We start from the raw sequence: 17521 nt of genomic DNA on the forward strand, positions 1-17521 counted from the left end.
TACTATGAGTCTTAATTTTCTTGATTTTGAGCAGCCGATTGCAGAGCTGGAAGCGAAAATTGACTCGCTGACTGCAGTCAGCCGTCAGGATGAAAAATTAGATATTAATCTGGACGAAGAAGTTCGCCGGCTGCGTGAAAAAAGCGTTGAGCTGACGCGTAAAATCTTCGCCGACCTCGGCGCATGGCAGATCGCTCAACTGGCGCGTCATCCGCAGCGTCCTTATACGCTGGATTATGTGCGTCAGATTTTCACGGACTTTGATGAACTGGCCGGCGACCGCGCCTATGCCGATGATAAGGCGATCGTCGGCGGTATCGCGCGTCTCGAAGGGCGTCCGCTGATGGTGATTGGTCATCAGAAGGGCCGTGAAACCAAAGAAAAAATCCGGCGTAACTTCGGGATGCCGGCGCCGGAAGGCTACCGCAAGGCGCTGCGCCTGATGGAAATGGCCGAACGCTTTAAGATGCCGATCGTGACCTTTATCGACACGCCGGGGGCTTATCCTGGCGTAGGCGCGGAAGAGCGCGGTCAGTCTGAAGCCATTGCCCGCAACCTGCGCGAAATGTCCGGCCTGCGCGTGCCGATCGTCTGTACGGTGATTGGCGAGGGCGGTTCCGGCGGCGCGCTGGCGATCGGCGTCGGCGATAAGGTTAATATGCTGCAGTACAGCACCTACTCGGTGATCTCTCCCGAGGGCTGCGCCTCCATTCTGTGGAAGAGCGCCGACAAGGCGCCGCTGGCGGCGGAGGCGATGGGTATTACCGCTCCGCGCCTGAAAGAGCTGAAGATGATCGACAGCGTGATTCCCGAACCGCTGGGCGCGGCGCATCGCGATGTGGCGGCGATGGCGGAGTCGCTGAAGGCGCAACTGCTGGCCGATCTCGGCGAGCTGGAGTTGCTGAGCGAAGAAGAACTGCTTAACCGGCGCTATCAGCGTTTGATGAGTTACGGCTACTGCTAAAGCAGAGGCCCGCTGCGCAAAGTCCGCTGTCAGTCATGAGAGCGGACTTTTTTGTTATTATGGGGCCGCATCTGTTTCGCCCCGCATCCGCAGGCGACGACCGTTTTGGAGACCGCAATGATAAAACTGCTTGATGTCGACCATATCGCAATCATTGCCGCGGATTATCAACGCAGTAAACGTTTTTACTGCGACGTGTTGGGGTTTCGCCTGCTCGGCGAGGTTTATCGCGCCGCGCGCGACTCCTGGAAGGGGGATCTGGCGCTGGGCGAGCGCTATGTGATTGAACTGTTCTCGTTCCCCTCGCCCCCGCCGCGCGTCAGCCGGCCGGAAGCCTGTGGTTTGCGCCATCTGGCGTTTGCGGTGGCGGATATTGAACAATCCGTCGCCTGGCTGAACGGACACGGCGTAGCGTGCGAACCGATACGCATTGATGAACACACGCAGCGCCGTTTTACCTTTTTTTCCGATCCTGACGATTTGCCGCTTGAACTGTATGAACGCTGAATTCGACATTGATAACAACGATGACGAGGAATTGCTGGCGCTGGTCAGCCGTCACGCCGGATCCGTGCGGCGAGTGCTGGTGGCCTACAGCGGCGGGCTCGATTCCAGCGTGCTGCTGCACCTGATGACGCGCTGGCGCGAGGCCGGACCATCGCGCGAGGTGCGCGCCGTCTATATTCACCACGGTTTGAGTCTGCATGCCGATGAGTGGGCGCGCCACTGCCGGCAGCGCTGCGACGCGTGGCGGGTGCCTTTTGCCGTGCTGCCGGTGCAGGTCGATGCCAGAGAGCACGGCCTTGAAGGCGCGGCGCGCGGCGCCCGTTATCAGGCGCTCAATCAGCATCTGCAGGATGATGAAACGCTGTTGACCGCGCAGCATCTGGACGATCAAAGTGAAACCTTTTTACTGGCGTTGAAGCGCGGCAGCGGCCCGGCGGGGCTGTCGGCGATGGCGGCGCGCGGCGCGCTGGGGCGGCATACGCTGCTGCGTCCGCTGCTTGAGGTTTCCCGCCGCCGACTGGAAAGCTACGCCCGCCGGCAGCGGTTGAGCTGGATTGAGGATGAAAGCAATCAGGACGATCGCTTCGATCGCAATTTTCTGCGTCTGCGCATTCTGCCCGCACTGAAACGGCGCTGGCCGCATTTCCCTGCCGCCGTGGCGCGCAGCGCGCAGTTATGCGCGGAGCAGGAACAACTGCTGGATGAACTGCTGAGCGAGTCATTGCAGGCGCTGTGCGAGGCCGACGGCGCGTTGCGCATCGACGGTCTGCTGCCGTTCAGCGCGGTCCGGCGCGCAGCCCTGTTGCGGCGCTGGCTGGCGGCGGGCGGCGCAAGAATGCCGTCGCGCGACCAACTGCAGCGTCTGTGGGATGAGGTCGCTGAGTCTCGTCGGGATGCGGAGCCGCTGCTGCAGCTGGGCGATCGACAGATCCGCCGTTTTCGCCGGTGCCTTTATCTGCTGCCGTCGATGCGTTCGCTCAGAGGGCTGGTGTTGGACTGGCCGCGGCTGGACAGATCGCTGGTCTTACCGGACGGGCTGGGCAGCCTGTCCTGGGCCGACGAGGGTATTGCGCTGCGCGCGCCGGCTAATGATGAGCGGGTTACCGTTCGCTTCACGGCTCAGGGTATGATCAATGTGGTCGGACGCCGGCACGGGCGTCCGCTCAAGAAACTGTGGCAGGAATTGGGCGTGCCGCCCTGGCTACGCGATCGCACGCCGCTGCTGTTTTACAACGAACAGCCGATCGCCGCCCTGGGACGGTTCATCACGCGCGAAGGGCAGGCGCAGGATGCGCGGCCCGTTTGGTTTGTTCGCTGGCGCCCGTAACGGGGCCGGAAGGGGGAGTAAAACGGGCAGCGATACGGCTACCCGTTTTGTTAAAGAAGGGAAAGGCTTCAGGATTCGCTAACCACCACCGTACCGATTTTGGGATGGCTGAAGCTGGCAATATGATCGAGGCGCAGTTCGCGCAGCGAACCGGACTCCTCTATCACCAGATACTCTACCTGCTTGCGCGAAATCATATCGCGGGCTTTACCGGTTATGATTTCTCCACTACGCAGTTCTACCGTCAGCTCTAAATGCTGCTGACAGGTGAGCTCCAGATTGTCATAGTCGTCGCAATTGATGGGTTGATATTCATTACTCATTGACATAATGTCTCCACAAATAATCAACTATAAAATCAATAACTTAATCATTATGCCATTATTCCCTGTTAAACTTTAGTATAGCCGATATCACTGTAACGCAAATAGATCGCTATTGTTAGCAGGATTATAAGAACAGCGATACTCAATGCCATACAGCGTGTTGCCGCGCGCCGGCGTAGCCTGGCGGGCGGGCGCGAATGTGCCCGATCGCGCTTTGCGTCGGTGCGAACATAGCGCGCGACCTGGCGCTGTCGCGCGTTGAACGCGCGGCGGGAAAATCGGGTGAAGACAGGGAATGGAAAGCTCCGCCTGAAAATAAGCGGCAGCAGGCGTGGTTTGTGACTAGAGTAAGCGCACGCTTCGTGGGCGGTCCGGTTTGAGTGCGAGCTGGCCCGGCGCTGCCGCCGTGCGGGGCGTTACGCCAGCCGGTTAGCGCACGGTTGCCATCTGGCGTTGGCGTTACTTATCCGCACACAGATCGCTGACCAGCAAATTCGCGGCGGCATAAGCGCACTGTTCGCGAACGGCATAGGGCAGATCTTCATTGGCCGCCACCTCGTTCAGCGCTTTGAGCGCGCAACCCAGCGCATCGGAAATATAGCCGATATCGCCGCCGGCGATCTCCGCGCGTAAGCGGCGTATTAATTCGCAGTATTGCTGCATAGTCAGTTCTCCTTAAGTGATTCGGCTGGCCGCGGCGCGGCCGCGTGACTATAACACAGCCCGCCGCTGTCCGCTTTTTGGGGCTTATCATGCCATATGCGGCAGCTTTGCTGTGAGCCGGGACGAATCTCAAGTACACTTTCTGCTACTATTAATGAGGTGAAGAATGGCGTTAAAAGCAACCATTTATAAAGCAGCGGTCAATATTGCCGATCTGGATCGGCATTTCTTTTATGACGCCAGCCTCACGCTGGCGCAGCATCCATCAGAAACCGATCAGCGCATGATGCTGCGTCTGCTGGCCTGGATTTGTCATGCGCATGAGCAACTGCGCTTTACCAAAGGGTTGTGCGCCGACGATGAGCCGGAGATTTGGCTGCATGACGACAGTCAGCAAATTCTGCTGTGGATTGAACTGGGGCTGCCCGATGAACGCCGGCTGAAAAAGGCCTGCAGCCTGGCGCGTGAGGTGGTGCTATACGCCTACGGCGAACGGGCCGCCAGCGTCTGGCGGCAAAACATCGCGCAGAAAACCGGCGGGCATAAAAATCTGACCATCCGCTTTCTGGATGACAATCAACTGGCGCAATTGGCTGCGCTGGCGCAACGCAATATGACACTGCAGGCGACGCTGCAGGAAGGCACTATCTGGTTATCTGACGCTGAGAATAATCTGGAAATCGCCTTCAGCGACTGGCAAAGTCCGCCTCAATCGTGATGATGGTGGGGATTTTGCAGGAATAAAGACTATACCCAATAAATTTCAGGATGCGGGATGGCGGTAAATGCCGGCATCGACAGGCTCAGGGCGGACGGTTTGCCGTAGCCCGGAAACGGGCCGTATTTTGCGCCGCAAGCGCGCCCGCAGGCTGAAAAATGGAGGGGATACACTGGAGATAGGGTGTGAAAACATTAACCACAGGCATTCTGCTGGCGCTGGGACTATCCATTTTAATTGGTTGTCACAGCCGGGCTGTTGTACAGGAGGCCTCTCTGCGGCCAATGCCCCAAAGTTATCGCGGCGTTTTGCCTTGCGCAGATTGCTCCGGCATCGAAACCACGCTGTTCCTCGATACTGATGGAACCTTTGTTCTAACCGAACACTATCAAAGTTCACGTCCAGGAACGGATACCTTTTCGGAATACGGCCTGTGGGCGCGTACGGCAGATAAGCTAGTGCTTACTCGCAATGACGGCGATAAACGCTATTTCCGCCCGCGCGACAACGGGCTGGAGGTGCTGAGCACCGATGGCGCGCCGATTAAGTCGTCACTGAATTATCGACTCGATGCGACGGAAACGCCGTTGCCGGTAACGCCGATGAGTATGCAGGGGCTTTATCGCTATATGGCGGAAGCGTCGCTGTTCACCGATTGTTTTACCGGCAAAACGCTGCCGGTAGTCAGCAACCTGACGCTGGAAAAACAGTACCTGAGCCTGGGAACGCGCGACGGCGCGCCAGCTCTGATGTCGCTTGAGGCGCATTTTGCGCTGGTGCCGTCGGTGAAAGAGGGGCAAACGGTGAAAAGCGTGGTGCCGGATAGTCAGAAGATTAAGCTCGACGCCAGCCAGCACTGCCCGCTGTAACCGGCCGAACGTTAGGCGGCCGGCCGCGGTCCGTTAATTCGGCTTCAACCGTTATGATGCCGGCAACCAAACATACTTTGCCGCGATGCGGGCAAAGTGCGTTGGCGTTCAACGCCCGCACCGCCCCGCGTGAATCCGCCGATGTTAGTGAACGCTTCGTGTTTCTCCTGAAACGGAGCTTCTCTTCTGTGCAGTGCGGACGAGTAACGCCTTGCGCTTGCAGTAAGTCTTTACTTACCCAGTCGGAGCCGAATTCCGGCTCTCGGCCACGGCGTCAGGTTCTGTTTCTGCTGCATATCTAATATCGTCGACTGACAGGCGGATTATGATGCCGGCATCGCGGGTGACGAACGATCAGACCTGTGATGCGAACATAAATAAAAAATCCCACCATCAGCCCGCGGGCGCTGACCCTTTTTTTTCAGCTATTTATAATTAATTGATTTTATGACTATTATCTTGTCTGGCAGACAAAAGGGTTTTTACGCCGTTAATCCTTTTTCTCTTTAACTATCAGGAATAAACCACTATTTTATAACGGTGCACTGCCGTACAGGCAGCTTAGAAAGGATAGCGGACCGGCGGCAGGGTGTCCCACAGGTGCACTGCCGTACAGGCAGCTTAGAAAAGAGGGCTACGACTACCAGCGTGACGATGAAGGTGCACTGCCGTACAGGCAGCTTAGAAAAGCGCAAAACGTCATCAAGGGGAACTTCACACAAGCACTGCCGTACAGGCAGCTTAGAAATTACCGCCAGTTACAATCAGCGGAGAAACCCTGTGCACTGCCGTACAGGCAGCTTAGAAAGGCCGGCAAGATACTGAACGATAAATTCCGGCGTGCACTGCCGTACAGGCAGCTTAGAAACGATTTCGATCGTACGCCAGCGTCATTTCCAGGTGCACTGCCGTACAGGCAGCTTAGAAAGCACGAGAACGTAACAAGTTACCCGGAGGATTGTGCACTGCCGTACAGGCAGCTTAGAAATTACCGCCAGTTACAATCAGCGGAGAAACCCTGTGCACTGCCGTACAGGCAGCTTAGAAAGGCCGGCAAGATACTGAACGATAAATTCCGGCGTGCACTGCCGTACAGGCAGCTTAGAAACGATTTCGATCGTACGCCAGCGTCATTTCCAGGTGCACTGCCGTACAGGCAGCTTAGAAAGCACGAGAACGTAACAAGTTACCCGGAGGATTGTGCACTGCCGTACAGGCAGCTTAGAAATATTCGGCATGGTGTATTTTGTGTATAGATGCGTGCACTGCCGTACAGGCAGCTTAGAAATTCCTCCATGGCGGTTTTCAATGCGGCCGCATGTGCACTGCCGTACAGGCAGCTTAGAAAGTGCTGGGGGTCGGTAGCCGAATCGAATGCATGTGCACTGCCGTACAGGCAGCTTAGAAAAGAGATCCGGATATCAGTTTTAAAAACGAAATGTGCACTGCCGTACAGGCAGCTTAGAAAAACTCATCACTGCTTGCCAGTTTTGCCGCAGAGTGCACTGCCGTACAGGCAGCTTAGAAATGACGGAACTAAAAACCAAAACACAGGACTGGGTGCACTGCCGTACAGGCAGCTTAGAAAGTCAAAACCATCAAGCCATGCAGACTCAATGAGTGCACTGCCGTACAGGCAGCTTAGAAAAGCCACGTATCATCGCCGATCACAAACAGATCGTGCACTGCCGTACAGGCAGCTTAGAAACGAGTGGATGGGCGGCACGCCGGGGCAGAACGGGTGCACTGCCGTACAGGCAGCTTAGAAAGCTCAGGTGTCGTTCAATGACATGCCGACGACGTGCACTGCCGTACAGGCAGCTTAGAAAGCTGGCAGCAGTCATCCGGCATCGCCGACCCGGTGCACTGCCGTACAGGCAGCTTAGAAATATCGAATTCTCCACCAGTCAGAATCTGACGGGTGCACTGCCGTACAGGCAGCTTAGAAATCAATGAAATCATTTGATAGCGATTCATAGTGCACTGCCGTACAGGCAGCTTAGAAATGCCGGAATGATGCCGATTGCCGGACATGAACGTGCACTGCCGTACAGGCAGCTTAGAAAGGAAAAATTCCGCGTTGTGGGCGAAGACGGGAGTGCACTGCCGTACAGGCAGCTTAGAAAAGCGCCCAGAAACTGGCAATAAATAGCACTGTTTGCACTGCCGTACAGGCAGCTTAGAAACACAATCATATGGTCCAGCACATTGATATCAACGTGCACTGCCGTACAGGCAGCTTAGAAAAGTGATACCCCATGGCTTGTGTATCATCATCAGTGCACTGCCGTACAGGCAGCATGGAAACATATGGACAGCCAGGATAGCACGGCTCTGGCGAAAATATTCGGTTCGCGCCAGAGCCTGCGGAGCGCTTACACCATGTTTTTTAGCCGATAGAGCCAGTCCAGCGCCTGACGCGGCGTTAATGCGTCGGGATCGAGCGCTTCCAGCGCCTCTATGGCCGGAGAGGGTTCCTCGCTGGCGGGCAGCAGCGCGAGCTGCGAGCCGTCGACATGGCTGGCCGAGGTATTTGCGGACAGCGTTTCCAGCTCCCTCAGCTTTTGCCGGGCGCGCTTAATTACGTCGCGCGGTACGCCCGCCAGCGCGGCGACCGCCAACCCGTAGCTCTTGCTGGCCGCGCCGTCCTGCACGCTATGCATAAAGGCAATGGTATCGCCGTGCTCACGTGCGTCGAGATGGACGTTCACCACGCCTTCCATTTTTTCCGGCAGGTTGGTCAGTTCGAAATAGTGGGTGGCGAACAGCGTCATGGCTTTGATGCGGCTGGCCAGGTTTTCCGCGCAGGCCCAGGCCAGCGAGAGACCGTCGTAGGTGGAGGTGCCGCGGCCGATCTCATCCATCAGCACCAGGCTGTGTTCCGTGGCATTATGCAGAATATTGGCGGTTTCCGTCATTTCAACCATAAAGGTCGAACGGCCGGACGCCAGATCGTCAGCCGCGCCAACGCGCGTGAAGATACGATCGACCGGACCAATCACCGCCTGGCTGGCCGGTACAAAGCTGCCGATATAGGCCATCAGCACAATCAGCGCCACCTGACGCATGTAGGTGCTTTTACCGCCCATGTTCGGACCGGTGATAATCAGCATCCTGCGCTGTGGCGACAGGGCCAGCGGATTGGAGATAAAAGGTTCGCTCAGTACCTGTTCAACCACCGGATGGCGCCCCTCGCTGATTTTGATGCCGGGTTTCTCCGTGATGGTCGGGCAAACATAGTTGAGCGTTTCGGCGCGTTCCGCCAGATTGGCCAGTACGTCCAGTTCGGCCAGCGCGCTGGCGCTTTGCTGCAGCTCCGCCAGATGCGGCAGCAGTAAATCGAACAGCTGGTCGTACAGCGCTCTTTCCAGCGACAGGGCTTTCCCTTTGGATGTCAGAACTTTATCTTCGTACTCTTTCAACTCGGGAATGATATAACGCTCGGCGTTTTTTAGCGTCTGACGGCGTACGTAGTGAATCGGCACCAAATGGCTCTGACCGCGGCTGACCTGAATGTAGTAGCCGTGCACGCCGTTAAAGCCGACTTTCAGCGTATCCAGTCCCAGTTTTTCCCGCTCGCGAACCTCCAGACGTTCCAGATAGTCGCTGGCGCCGTCCGCCAGCGCGCGCCACTCATCCAGTTCGTCGTTATATTCGCTGGCGATCACGCCGCCGTCGCGCACCAGTACCGGCGGCGTCTCCACGATGGCTTTTTCCAGCAGCTCGCGCAGTTCGTCAAACTGACCGATGCGGCAGGACAGCTGTTTCACGTGCTCGCCGGCTATGCCGGCCAGCAGCGCATGAATATCCGGTAACTGCTGGAACGCATGACGCATTCGCGCCAGATCGCGCGGGCGAGCCGTGCGCAGGGCCAGACGCGCCAGAATACGTTCCAGATCGCCAACCTGGCGCAAATAGGGCTGCAGCTCGGCGGCCAGATCCTGCAGAACGCTAATCGTCTGCTGGCGGTGGTTGAGCACGGCGATGTCGCGCCCCGGCATATGTATCCAGCGTTTCAGCATCCGGCTGCCCATGGGGGTGACGGTGCGATCGAGAATCGCCGCCAGCGTATTTTCGCTGCCGCCGGCCAGGTTCTGCGTCAGCTCCAGATTGCGCCGGGTCGCCGCATCCATGATGATGCCGTCTTCCTGACGCTCCATGGTGATGCCGCGGATATGCGGCAGCGCGGTGCGCTGGGTATCTTTGGCATACTGCAGCAGACAGCCGGCGGCGCGCAGCGCCAGATGCGCCTGCTCGACGCCAAAACCAATTAAATCGCGAGTGCCAAACTGCAGGTTCAACTGCTGCCGGGCGGTATCCAGCTCAAATTCCCATAGCGGGCGACGGCGCAACCCGTGGCGCGATTCGATCAGATCCATCGCGGCAAAGTCTTCCGGATACAGCAACTCGGCCGGGTTGGTACGCTGCAGTTCGGCCGCCATCGTTTCCCGATCGGCGGGTTCGGTCACGCGAAAACGCCCGGAACTGATATCCAGCGTCGCGTAGCCAAAACCGCGTGAATCCAGCCAGATCGCCGCCAGCAGGCTATCTTGCTTCTCCTGCAGCAGCGCTTCATCGCTGATGGTGCCTGGCGTGACGATGCGCACGACCTTACGCTCCACTGGCCCCTTGCTGGCGGCCGGATCGCCTATCTGCTCGCAGATCGCAACGGATTCGCCTAGCTGCACCAGCTTCGCCAGATAATTCTCCACCGCATGATAGGGAACGCCCGCCATCGGGATCGGTTCGCCCGCCGAAGCGCCGCGTTTGGTCAGGGAAATATCCAGCAGCTGTGAGGCGCGTTTCGCATCGTCGTAAAACAGCTCGTAGAAATCCCCCATGCGATAGAACAGCAAAATTTCCGGATGCTCAGCCTTTAGTTTGAGGTACTGCTGCATCATGGGCGTATGGGCGGTGAAGTCCTTGTCAGTAGACTCTTTCATATTAATTTTACTCGATTTTTAGCCTTTCAGAGGGATCATGTGACCGCTTGTAAAATCGTCAAAAATCCACATTAACCTATAAATTTGTATCGCCGGAGTATACCAGATAAGAAGCGGTAAACGTTCCCTGACGCTGGCGTGCATGAAACAACAGCGTCGAAAATAACATTCAATCTACCGACTATAATCAATAAGTTATCTTTCCTGTTCGCGTGTTTTTCTGTTCCCGGAGGGCGCATTCTCTACACCGGCTTTCCTGAGGAGGCCTCGCCTTGTCAGCAAAAAAACTGCGGGATTTTGCCTAAAATCAGCGTCAGGCAAAGATATACAATTATCCAATAACGGGTTGATTTTCGCAGACGGCGTGCCAACGCCGGCAAAGCACAACGGAAAGTTATCAGAGCAACGATGGGAAATGTATCTGATTTTGCAATCAGTGATCAGCTTCGCGAAGCATTTCGAAGTTTTGCCCAAATCAGGGCGTATGTCGGCGGTTTGCCCGTGTCGGGAATGTCATCCCGGATTTAATTCAGCGAATTTTATCTCCGGACACATGTGCTGCACGGGGGAAGGCGGTATTCGCTTTATTCTGATAGCGTGATGCTATTATGGAGTAATAATTTATAAATTAATGAGTTATGGTCTTTCGAGCTAACGTATAGGCTTTTCTGAACGTTAAGTCACCGTTAGATATCAATATAAGCGCAGACCAGAGGGCGTCCGTGAAGCGGGCTGTCAACGAGGCCCGTCGACAGACTTTTATTCCGCTTAACCGCCAGTGCGCAATCCGTGCCGGGGTTTTACGATAAGGTCGGCTGTTTTTTCGGCACGGCACGGACCCATTCAATAATGTCCTTTATCACCACATCGCTGAACTGAGGGTGTTCTGCTCTTTGTTTTATATTCATAAAATTATGATCCAGCGCCGGGTAGAATTTAAAGCGAGCACGCTCGCCCAGCGGCGACAGTGCCTGCTGCCAGCGATGATAATCCTCTTCCAGTACCTTATAGTCCTGGCCGCCCTGCATAACCAGCGTAGGCAGGCCGAGGCGGCGCACTTCGTCGGTGGGATTGATTGTCTCCAGGCTGGCGAGATAGCTGGCGGGTAAGTGAAAGGGGTAAGGCGGGGTATCGATCCCCTGGGTTTTATGCGCCTGCCAGTTGTTAATCTGGCCATTGAGCGCCTCGATCTGCGCTTCATATTTAGCGTGGTTGGCTGGAAATGCGCGCTGCAGGGTGTGCAGCTGTCGAACGGCGCGCAATGCAATGTCTGCGTCGGCAGGCGTGGCCAGCAGGATAAGGCCCGAGACGTCGTTTTTTAACCGGCTGGCGATTCGCGCGATAAATACTCCGCCCTGGCTATGGCCGATTAGCAATAGCGGCGCGCCGTCGACCCCTTGTTCCGATGCGATATACCGGGCGGCGGTGACGGCATCGTCAATGACTTCATCTTCAGGGGCGTATGCTTTGCCGATAAAACTGCCCGGGGAACTGAGGGTTCTTTTGTCGAAGCGAACAGAAGCGATGCCTGCAGACGCCAGACCGTTGGCGAGGTCTAAAAAGGGTGCAACCTCACCTTGCGTTTCGTTGCGATCTGTCGCCCCGCTGCCGGGAATCAACACGCTGACCGCGCGGATTTTTTGACTGGGTAATAGCACGGTTGCATTTAACGGCGGGGCGCCTTTCTCTCCCGGAATAATAACGTCTTTAATCCTGAAGTCAGGAGACATTGTCTTTTTATCTGACTCTTGCGCCGGGATGATTCTGAATCCTGACAGATCACCGCGGCTATCGCAAAGCGAGAATAACAATACATCGCTTTTTTGGTAATGAATCCGGGTAGAGAAACGATGAGCGCCGCCCATTGATTGTATTTTATCGCTGCGGGTTAATTTCCCATAATTCGACAGCATTGCTTTTACGCTATCCAGTTTTTCATTGCTAAGCGCCTGATTCAGACTGGCGGACCAACCGCTTCTGTCAATACTCCCCGAGTCTGATTTTAACCAGCTGATTATATTGCCGGTTTCAGTTAAACATTGTTGTTCTTCATGCTGTTTTTCACTCAATGATAAAGGTGTTTCTGCCGCGGAGATGCTGTGAGCCGATAAAAAAATCAATAGCGACAGGATACCTGCGATATTACGTTTGCCAAACATGTTATCAATCCCCGATCCGTAAAATAAATATGTTCTCGCCTGCAGTATTTAATTATTGTGACTATAACTACGTATAGTAACTGATACAGTAATCATGGCCTTGCCTGGCTACTTTATCGTTGCCTGATGCCGTTGCTGTATACTTATGAAAGCATACTGTTGTTTCATTTTTGAGTCATAAATCAAAGTATTGTAGTGGATATTCCCTGTGCTTAAACGCCGTGCCGGCCAAAACGCTATCGGAATGAACAGGCCAGCGGACAACGATAAGGCTGCTGTTGGCGAGCCGGTTTGCGCCAGCCTGGGGTGTGTCCCGTAACTGTTTTTTGTACAGAACAGCATTGTTATAACTGTGCAAAAACGCCTTTAAGCGATAAAAACAGCCCTAAAAATGCTCAATATTCAACCCACAAACACATTCCGGAAATGATTACTGCATCACTTTTTGGTATGCAGGGAGGTTAAGGGACACACACTAAAACCAGTCTGTCCTGTGAACGTGGAACGCTATGTTCAGCCCCCTTCTCAGGTCGTCACGTTTCTCAAAATGCTGTGTCTAACCCCGGATAAGCGTCTGCTTCCCGCATGGATTACCCGTTTGTCTGTTCCGCAAAAATACCTTACCGGATAAACATGGCATTATGCAGCAGACCGGCAAATGCCGGATATCCCCCGCCGTACGCCTGATGATCTGCGTCGTACCGCTCTTCGGGGCTATTACGTGAGGCTATTTCGGGCCATACGCGCGGTGGAATGGGGCGTTTATAATCTGTATCAATATGATGTTGGGTGCGGCAGAGTGGTTACAGATTTGGGCGGGTTACCTTGATAGTCTGGTTAGATAAAATGCACTGGTTTATCAGGTATGCGTTCATTGGATTATCGTTGGGTTTTTTCTGTTAGCGCCGCTGTTGTCGTTATCATTGGCATTACCATACTGACCCTGATCGCCATTGAGAAAAATATCGGCTTAACGGACCTAATCGAAAATTAGAGCGTTTCCCCCCGCCCGCTAACTAAGTATATTTCCCCACTAAATTTCTGCGCCGAATAAATAGCTTCGCATAATAGCGCTACACGTGCCCTACAGGTTGCAGTGACAATGCTATTATAATTAAATCATAATTATCTGTTTTTAATGATTACTTTAATGCTCTTATCATCAGTTACGCGCTGTGGCATGGTCAAAAGTGAAGCAGCAATGCGCGAAGCTATTTATCTGCTGCGCCTGTTATTTATTGGCACGTTAGCGCATCACACTACAAGCCCTATGTGGCGCCGTTTAGCGGCGAAAATGCCTGGCTAATCCTTTGTGTTACAAGGGCCGGCTAAAAGTAGGGGCACTATTCGATGCCGTTATTTGCCACCGACGACGTATTCGCCGCAGGCGGGGATTTCTATACCGCCCTGTGGCGTGTCAGCGTTACCTCGCTCCTTAACTGCCGGCAAAGCATTATCTCCGCTGGCGGTCGCCATCAGATAACCCATGGTTAAACAATCGGATAGGTAATAATGGGGGCGTTCTTACCCACGAGTTTCAGCAATGCTTTATATAAAAAACGCAAATGCTTAACCATTTATTTTATTGGTATATACCAGATGCCCGGTGATAGCGTATTTATCAGAACCGAATAATTTCTCACCCGTTTTATACCTAATGGATTGAGAGACGCAGGAAGTCGACAAGCGCGTTCAAATTCGTCTGGAATGGATTTGAACGCCGCTTGCGGCGGCCCAGTCGGTCGGGTAATACAGCCAAAGGCTCTGTCACCTGGCAGATGACGGATATATGAAAATTATTTATGCGAGTCACCATGATAAAAATTAAATTGATGCTGGAGTATTTTCATCCCTGGCCTAATTCGGCCGGTTATTACGTTGCCAGGGAAAACCATTTTTATTCCGAACAGAATTTGGATGTTGAAATCGTCGTCGGCGATCCGCATTTTGGCGACGCGTTAAGTTATTTACAGCGTAAAGAGGTCACTTTCGGCGTATTCCCGTCAAACCGATTACTGGTCCGCCGCGCGGAGGGACAACCCCTGAAAGGCGTGGCCGCCATCAATCATACCGGTCTGGAATCGATTCAAACGCTCGCGGGGCGCGGAATATCCCGTCCGCGGGACCTGGAGGGCAAACGTCTGGCATTGAATCCCACTCCGCGCGGCGTGGCGATGGTTCGCCATTTGGTGCGGCAGGACGGCGGCGATCCGGATAAGTTGATCTTTATTGATAGCGGCGTACGCGAACTCACGCCCGAAGAGCTGAAGGCCGGTATAGCGGATGCCAGTTTTGGCGGCTACTGGGCATGGGAAGCGCTCATGAGCAGTTCAGTGCCGGATGAGGAACGTGTGGTTATGCCGGTAAGCGACCACGGTGCTCCGCCTTATCACAGTTATCTGTTGGGCGCCCATGAAGATACCCTCGCCAATAGCCCGGATGTGGTGCGCCGTTTTATCGCCGCCACTTCCAGAGGGTATTACCATACGGCCGCGCACCCGGAAGAGGCGTTGCGCATTTTCGAAAAAACCACTCCGTATTTCCCGTCAGATTTGTTGTCCGCATCATTAAACGCGATTACGCCTACCTGGTTCCATCAACGCCAATGGGGCATACAGCGGGAGTCATTACTGCAACCCTATGCACAGTGGCTGCATCAAAACGGCATTATCAATCATGCCGGGATCTGGCGTGACGCGACCACCAATCGCTTTCTGCCGGAGGTGACGCATGTCGGATAATATGGGCGCTGATGCTCACGGCATGGGGACCGATGCGGTGGCTGCGGATTGGCCCGCCATGACTCAAGACGATCTGACCCGGTTACTGGCGCATTACCCGGCGCTGGGAAAACTGCAGGCCAGGCACTGGCGCAGCCCGCGGCCGTTCTCCTGCGCGGAAATTATTGCCACCGAGCACGGATCGCTATTCGTCAAACGCTATCATCATCGGGTTCGCCAACCGGAGGGGTTGATCGAAGAGCACCGTTTCATGACGCACCTGGCCGAACAGGGCATCCCGGTGCCCCATATTTACCGCAGCCTGACGGGGGACAGCGCGCTGCGACTCGGTGACTGGACTTATGAAATACACGGTCTTTCGTCTGGCGAGGACTGGTATCGGGATACCCGCTCCTGGGAACCCTTTCATTCCGCCGATGACGCCCGGGCGGCTGGGGCTATGCTCGCCAGATGCCATATCGCCGCCGCGGACTATCAGGCGCCTTGCCGTCGGCAACAGCCGTTGATCGCCAATCTACGTCTCTTCAGCCAGAAAAATCCTCTTGAGGCGCTGCAGCGCCATATCGCCGGCCGGCCGGCGCTAATGGCCTACTTCGCCGATAAACCCTGGCGACAGACCATCGACCAACACATACTGCCCTGGCATCGGAAAGTGTTTCCTTATCTGGCGCAACAAAAACCACTCTGGACGCACAACGATTGGCACGCGTCGAACCTCTTATGGCGGCGCACCCCGACGCGCCCGGAAGTCGCCTGCGTCATTGATTTTGGCTTAAGCGATCGGACATTTGCTCTTTTCGATCTGGCTACGGCAATAGAGCGCAACGCCATTGCCTGGTTATCGCTGACGCCGGCGCACAGCCCCGAGGCGGATTTGTCGGCGGTGACGGCGCTGCTGGCAGGCTACCGCGAGCATCTGGCGTTGACCGATACCGATCTGCTGGTCCTTTCCCTGTTACTGCCGATTGTTCACGCCGACTTCGCGCTTTCCGAGCTCGATTATTTTGCGGATATCCTCAAAAACAGAACCTATGCGGATCTGGCCTGGTTCGACTATTTATTCGGCCACGCGGCCTGGTTCAGCCAGCCGGCCGGCCAGCGCCTGCTGCGGCATATCCGCACGCCATCACGGCGCCGGCGACAGACAGAAGGAACTCCACATCATGCATAATCAACGCCGGCATATCCTCATTGAATGCCAGGACTTAAACACGCGCCTACAGACTCCCGGCCTCGTCGTGCTGGATGCCACCGTCGGCTTGCCCGCGCCCCGTTTTGACGGCGACTATCGGACAACGCATGGCGCTGATGGCTGGCGACAGGAGCATATTCCGGGTTCCCGCCATGCGGACCTGCTGCATGACTTATCGGATCTAAACGCCAGCTACAGTTTTGCCAATCCGCCATTGCCGCAATTCCGGCAGGGGCTGCGCGCGCTGGGGGTGACGGACCACAGCGAGATTGTGATTTACGATCGGGCCGATGGTTTTTGGGCCGCGCGTTTATGGTGGATGTTGCGCAGTACAGGCATCGCAGCACGGGTGCTCAACGGCGGCTGGCAAGCCTGGCGACAGGCAGGCTACGCGACGGAGCAGGGCGAGCCCGCTTTTGCGCCGCCACGACCGGGGAACTTGACGCTGCGTCAACAGCCCGGGTTTTGGTGCGATCGGCAGGACGTGGCCGCGGTTCTGACGGGCGAAAAAACCGGCGCCGTCATCTGCGCGCTCTCTGAAGCGGTGTATCGCGGGAAAACGCCCACCCGTTACGCGCGGCGCGGTCATATTCCGGACAGCGGCAATATACCGGCCAGGCGCTTTCTCGATGAGACGGGGCGTTATCTCGACTCATCCGATCTGACAATACGTGCCGCCTCGTACGGTTACTCCCAACATACTCCGCTGCTCCTGTACTGCGGCGGCGGTATTTCCGCCGCATCGCTGGCGCTTAGCCTGACGCTGGCCGGTTATCGGCAACTGACAATTTACGATGGCTCGTTGCAAGAGTGGGCTGCGGATCCTTCACTGACGCTAATCGCTGATACTCACCATGACTAATACCGCAATGGTCTCCGTGCGCCATCAACGCTTTCCGCGATCCTCACATAACCACAGCGCTGCCTCGCCTGGCCGGCCGGGGCAGAGGCCGGTGCCTGTAAGCCAATCCTGTTCGTGGCAATCGGCTCCGCGCTCTTTATGGCGTTAAAGAAGACTTGCCCTTAACGCGTAAGCGGCAATTGAAACTACAGGCTCTGGCGTTGCAGCAATCAATCGGGCCAAACCTTTAACCCGGCGCCGTGAGGCGCCG

Annotated in this window: 12 protein-coding genes and 1 CRISPR repeat array; of the genes, 8 read left to right on the top strand and 4 right to left on the bottom strand. The window is 55.6% G+C overall.

Annotation, left to right across the window (positions count from 1 at the left end):
• The first annotated feature begins 4 nt into the window (after window positions 1-4).
• From accA to tilS, 3 genes are all read left to right on the top strand, one after another.
• Window positions 5-964 carry an acetyl-CoA carboxylase carboxyl transferase subunit alpha gene (gene accA, locus FJU30_RS22380; protein ID WP_150437191.1) on the top strand — a complete coding sequence of 320 codons (960 nt, stop codon included), beginning with the start codon at window positions 5-7 and terminating at the stop codon, window positions 962-964.
• A 117-nt stretch (window positions 965-1081) separates the two neighbouring features.
• Entirely contained in the window at window positions 1082-1471 is a 390-nt protein-coding gene (locus tag FJU30_RS22385) for a VOC family protein (protein ID WP_150437192.1), read from the top strand.
• Window positions 1461-2798, top strand: a complete 1338-nt coding sequence (tilS, locus tag FJU30_RS22390; RefSeq protein ID WP_150437193.1) for a tRNA lysidine(34) synthetase TilS — start codon at window positions 1461-1463, stop codon at window positions 2796-2798. The genes FJU30_RS22385 and tilS overlap by 11 nt, the downstream gene beginning before the upstream one ends.
• A 68-nt stretch (window positions 2799-2866) precedes the next feature.
• Here tilS and rof read toward each other — a convergent pair whose 3' ends face one another.
• Together rof and FJU30_RS22400 are read right to left on the bottom strand one after the other, a co-directional pair.
• Entirely contained in the window at window positions 2867-3127 is a 261-nt protein-coding gene (rof, locus tag FJU30_RS22395) for a Rho-binding antiterminator (protein WP_150437194.1), read from the bottom strand.
• 456 nt (window positions 3128-3583) lie between these two features.
• Window positions 3584-3787 (bottom strand): YaeP family protein, encoded by a 204-nt coding sequence (locus FJU30_RS22400; RefSeq protein ID WP_150437195.1) that lies wholly within the window; start codon window positions 3785-3787, stop codon window positions 3584-3586.
• Between the two features lie 166 nt (window positions 3788-3953).
• On the opposite strand from FJU30_RS22400, the gene FJU30_RS22405 reads away from it, so the two are divergent.
• Both FJU30_RS22405 and nlpE read left to right on the top strand, forming a co-directional pair.
• The gene (locus FJU30_RS22405) at window positions 3954-4505 is read left to right on the top strand and encodes a YaeQ family protein (protein WP_150437196.1); all 552 of its coding nucleotides are present in this window, start codon (window positions 3954-3956) and stop codon (window positions 4503-4505) included.
• A gap of 185 nt (window positions 4506-4690) precedes the next feature.
• Entirely contained in the window at window positions 4691-5374 is a 684-nt protein-coding gene (gene nlpE, locus FJU30_RS22410; protein ID WP_150437197.1) for an envelope stress response activation lipoprotein NlpE, read from the top strand.
• Window positions 5375-5914: 540 nt separating this feature from the next.
• Window positions 5915-7681: direct repeats of the CRISPR family, unit length 28 nt; unit sequence GTGCACTGCCGTACAGGCAGCTTAGAAA.
• Between the two features lie 68 nt (window positions 7682-7749).
• Here the strand turns inward: nlpE and mutS are convergent.
• Together mutS and FJU30_RS22420 are read right to left on the bottom strand one after the other, a co-directional pair.
• Complete coding sequence (mutS, locus tag FJU30_RS22415; RefSeq protein ID WP_150437198.1) at window positions 7750-10317, bottom strand: DNA mismatch repair protein MutS; 2568 nt, start codon at window positions 10315-10317, stop codon at window positions 7750-7752.
• 800 nt (window positions 10318-11117) lie between these two features.
• Window positions 11118-12476, bottom strand: a complete 1359-nt coding sequence (locus FJU30_RS22420) for an alpha/beta hydrolase (protein WP_150437199.1) — start codon at window positions 12474-12476, stop codon at window positions 11118-11120.
• 1814 nt (window positions 12477-14290) lie between these two features.
• Between FJU30_RS22420 and FJU30_RS22425 the strand changes: the two genes are divergently transcribed.
• Genes FJU30_RS22425 through FJU30_RS22435 form a run of 3 tightly spaced genes read left to right on the top strand, consistent with a single transcriptional unit; the run spans window position 14291 to window position 17271 of the window.
• Window positions 14291-15217 carry an ABC transporter substrate-binding protein gene (locus FJU30_RS22425; protein WP_150437200.1) on the top strand — a complete coding sequence of 309 codons (927 nt, stop codon included), beginning with the start codon at window positions 14291-14293 and terminating at the stop codon, window positions 15215-15217.
• Window positions 15207-16388, top strand: a complete 1182-nt coding sequence (locus FJU30_RS22430; RefSeq protein WP_223881668.1) for a phosphotransferase enzyme family protein — start codon at window positions 15207-15209, stop codon at window positions 16386-16388. Before FJU30_RS22425 ends, FJU30_RS22430 begins: the two co-directional genes overlap by 11 nt.
• A complete protein-coding gene (locus FJU30_RS22435) occupies window positions 16381-17271 on the top strand; it encodes a sulfurtransferase (RefSeq protein ID WP_150437201.1) in 891 nt (296 codons plus the stop codon). Before FJU30_RS22430 ends, FJU30_RS22435 begins: the two co-directional genes overlap by 8 nt.
• Window positions 17272-17521 lie beyond the last annotated feature (250 nt).

The sequence above is a fragment of the Affinibrenneria salicis genome, assembly GCF_008710095.1.

Excerpts from the sequence above, each read along its gene's own strand:
- FJU30_RS22435 (WP_150437201.1), top strand. The coding sequence starts at position 16,381 with ATGCATAATCAACGCCGGCATATCCTCATTGAATGCCAGGACTTAAAC.
- FJU30_RS22385 (WP_150437192.1), top strand. The coding sequence starts at position 1,082 with ATGATAAAACTGCTTGATGTCGACCATATCGCAATCATTGCCGCGGAT.
- rof (WP_150437194.1), bottom strand. The coding sequence starts at position 3,127 with ATGTCAATGAGTAATGAATATCAACCCATCAATTGCGACGACTATGAC.
- FJU30_RS22405 (WP_150437196.1), top strand. The coding sequence starts at position 3,954 with ATGGCGTTAAAAGCAACCATTTATAAAGCAGCGGTCAATATTGCCGAT.
- tilS (WP_150437193.1), top strand. The coding sequence starts at position 1,461 with ATGAACGCTGAATTCGACATTGATAACAACGATGACGAGGAATTGCTG.
- FJU30_RS22400 (WP_150437195.1), bottom strand. The coding sequence starts at position 3,787 with ATGCAGCAATACTGCGAATTAATACGCCGCTTACGCGCGGAGATCGCC.
- FJU30_RS22430 (WP_223881668.1), top strand. The coding sequence starts at position 15,207 with ATGTCGGATAATATGGGCGCTGATGCTCACGGCATGGGGACCGATGCG.
- FJU30_RS22420 (WP_150437199.1), bottom strand. The coding sequence starts at position 12,476 with ATGTTTGGCAAACGTAATATCGCAGGTATCCTGTCGCTATTGATTTTT.
- accA (WP_150437191.1), top strand. The coding sequence starts at position 5 with ATGAGTCTTAATTTTCTTGATTTTGAGCAGCCGATTGCAGAGCTGGAA.
- mutS (WP_150437198.1), bottom strand. The coding sequence starts at position 10,317 with ATGAAAGAGTCTACTGACAAGGACTTCACCGCCCATACGCCCATGATG.
- FJU30_RS22425 (WP_150437200.1), top strand. The coding sequence starts at position 14,291 with ATGATAAAAATTAAATTGATGCTGGAGTATTTTCATCCCTGGCCTAAT.